The organism is Bradyrhizobium sp. PRIMUS42, assembly GCF_023006515.1.
GTDB lineage: Bacteria > Pseudomonadota > Alphaproteobacteria > Rhizobiales > Xanthobacteraceae > Bradyrhizobium.
This window is the reverse complement of record NZ_JALBGZ010001407.1, coordinates 1-702: the sequence shown is the minus strand read 5'-3', so window position 1 is coordinate 702 and position 702 is coordinate 1. Positions and strand designations below refer to the sequence as shown.

Here is a 702-nt window from a genome sequence, read left to right as displayed (position 1 = left end):
AGCGGCGCCTGCTGGCGGGTGAAGCTGACGGCGCCGGCTTCGGGCTGGTTCTGCGCCAGGATGTCCTGCTCGGCCTTCTTGCCGCGCGCCGCCAGCGTCGCATCGAGCTCGAACATCCGGTCGAAATGATCTTCGATGACGTTCTTGTTGCGGCCGGTGACGAAGATGAAGTGCTCGATGCCGGCCTCCCTCGCCTCGTCATAGACGTACTGGATCAGCGGCTTGTCGACGATGGTCAGCATTTCCTTCGGCATCGCCTTGGTGGCGGGCAGGACACGGGTGCCGAGGCCGGCGACGGGGAATACGGCTTTGCGAATTTTCATGTGATTGTTCGAATACCTGAGGGCACATGGGGACGGAGCAATGGCATCTTGCTAGCCTGTTTGCAGCCGCCAACAAAGGCGGTTGTGGGGCCTCATCCGCGCAGAGTTAAGAAAAAGGCCGTCACCAAAATTTCACCTTTGTTAAGCTATTGGCAACCGTAACCAGGCCTCCTGATGGCGGATTCCATAAGCCGACGAGTGGGACATGATGCAATCGGTGGCAGGGCGGGCAAGACGGGCGGCATCCGTGACCGGCGCAATGATGATTGCGGCCGCTGTGCTGCTGCCTGTCAGCGCGCACGCCCAGGCGCAGAACGGCCTGTCCAACCTGTTCGGCGGCATCTTCTCGGGTGCGAACCCCGCGCCCTCGCAACCTGCG

General features: G+C 61.8%; 1 protein-coding gene and 1 pseudogene. One reads left to right on the top strand and one right to left on the bottom strand.

All coding sequences use genetic code 11. From position 1 onward, the window contains the following. Positions 1-323 (bottom strand): sugar phosphate nucleotidyltransferase (locus MOV75_RS40705; RefSeq protein WP_247008489.1); only part of this gene is annotated, 323 nt, incomplete at its 3' end. 205 nt (positions 324-528) lie between these two features. On the opposite strand from MOV75_RS40705, the pseudogene MOV75_RS40700 reads away from it, so the two are divergent. Then, positions 529-702: pseudogene (locus MOV75_RS40700) on the top strand (lytic murein transglycosylase); the annotation flags it as partial.